This is a genomic window from Streptomyces phytophilus, assembly GCF_013870535.1.
GTDB lineage: Bacteria > Actinomycetota > Actinomycetes > Streptomycetales > Streptomycetaceae > Streptomyces > Streptomyces phytophilus.
The window spans coordinates 1-1,663 of the sequence record NZ_JACBXC010001295.1; the positions used below are offsets into that span (position 1 = coordinate 1).

The 1,663-nt window shown below is 66.6% G+C and carries 4 protein-coding genes; all 4 read right to left on the reverse strand.

What is annotated here, in order from left to right; genetic code table 11:
- Positions 1-592, reverse strand: a 592-nt coding sequence (locus H5J30_RS31730; protein ID WP_181791039.1) for a GTP-binding protein, incomplete at its 3' end; no start/stop codon positions are given.
- Positions 573-983 (reverse strand): DUF742 domain-containing protein, encoded by a 411-nt coding sequence (locus H5J30_RS31735; protein WP_026276533.1) that lies wholly within the window; start codon positions 981-983, stop codon positions 573-575. The genes H5J30_RS31735 and H5J30_RS31730, both read right to left, overlap by 20 nt.
- Before the next feature lie 74 nt (positions 984-1,057).
- A complete protein-coding gene (locus H5J30_RS31740) occupies positions 1,058-1,480 on the reverse strand; it encodes a roadblock/LC7 domain-containing protein (protein ID WP_078524120.1) in 423 nt (140 codons plus the stop codon).
- A partial coding sequence (locus tag H5J30_RS36110) for a hypothetical protein (RefSeq protein ID WP_220189550.1) occupies positions 1,481-1,663 on the reverse strand: 183 nt, incomplete at its 5' end. It lies immediately after the preceding gene.

A 1,663-nucleotide genomic window follows, 5' to 3' on the forward strand; every position in this document is an offset into this window, starting at 1 on the left:
AGCGCAGCCTGGCCATGAGGGCGTGCTCGACGAGCGTGATCAGCGTGGACTTGGACTCGGACCGATGCCGCGCGTCCGTCGTCAGGATCGGCGTCTCCGGACCGATCTGCAACGCCTCACGCACCTCGTCCGGCGAGTACGGCTGATGACCGTCGAACCCGTTCAACGCGATCACGAACGGCAACCCCGAGTTCTCGAAGTAATCCACCGCAGGGAAACAATCCGCCAACCGCCGCGTATCCACCAACACCACCGCACCGATCGCACCACGCACCAGATCGTCCCACATGAACCAAAAACGATCCTGACCAGGCGTCCCGAACAGATACAGGATCAAATCCTGATCCAACGTGATACGACCAAAATCCATCGCCACCGTCGTCGTGGTCTTCCCCGACACCTGCGACAGATCATCGATCCCCGCAGACGCCGACGTCATCACAGCCTCGGTACGCAACGGATTGATCTCCGACACCGAACCCACGAACGTGGTCTTCCCCACCCCGAAACCACCCGCCACCACGATCTTCGCCGACGTGGTCGCACGAGCCGGAGAAGAACCGGCCACACCACTAGAGCTTGCGAAGTCCACTGAGCACCCTTTCGAGCAAAGTCACATCGGGGGTTCCGTCGGCATCCGTGCCGCCGCCGGGCTGGTGGATCGCCACGAGGCCGGCCTCGGCCAGGTCGGCGACCAGAATGCGCGCGACGCCCAGCGGCAGGGTCAGCAGCGCGGAGACCTCGGCAACGGATTTCACCTCTCGGCACAGGTGGCAGATCCGCTGGTGCTCCGGAAGCAGCCCCTGCAGCCGCATCGGGTCGGCCGACGTGCTCACCAGGGCTTCGATGGCGAGCTGGTAACGGGGCCGGGTCCGGCCGCCGGTCATGGCATAGGGCCGGACCAGCGGCTGATCGCCTTCACCTTCGTAGGGCTGATGCTGGGCACCACCGTACGAGTCGGGTGAGGCGGGTGGCGGGGTCATGGATCCTCCGGGCGGGAACATGGCCGATGGGGAAGGGTCTGATAAAGCGGGCGGCCGGGGCGGCCGGCCGTGGTTCAGTGCAGCAGGCTGCCCTGCAGTTCCGCGCGCAGGTCGGGGGTGAGCACCGCGCCCGCCCGGTCGACCAGCAGCGCCATCTCGTAACCGACCAGGCCGATGTCGCACTCCGGGTGCGCCAGCACGGCGAGCGAGGAACCGTCGGAAACGGACATGATGAAGAGGAAGCCGCGCTCCATCTCCACCACCGTCTGGTTCACGCTGCCGCCTTCGAAAATGCGCGAGGCACCGGCCGTCAGCGACGTCAGTCCGGACGCCACCGCGGCAAGCTGATCGGCACGGTCCCGCGGGAAGCCGTCGGACATCGCCAGAAGCAGTCCGTCGGCGGAGACCACCACCGTGTGCGACACCCCCGGGGTGTTGTCCACGAAATTGGTGATCAACCAGTTCAGATTCTGCGCCGCCTGGCTCAATGGACTCAACTAACGCTCCTGCTGATAGGTGGGACCAAAGCCGTTGCCGCCGAGGGTCTCACCGGTGCCGCCTGCCTGGCGGCCCCGCTGGATTCCCCGGCGCAGGCTCGTCAGCCTGCCGCGCACGTCGTCGGGCGCGCGCGAGACCTGGGTTCCGCTGGCGTTCGCGGACTGCTGCGCGGTACCCGCGAC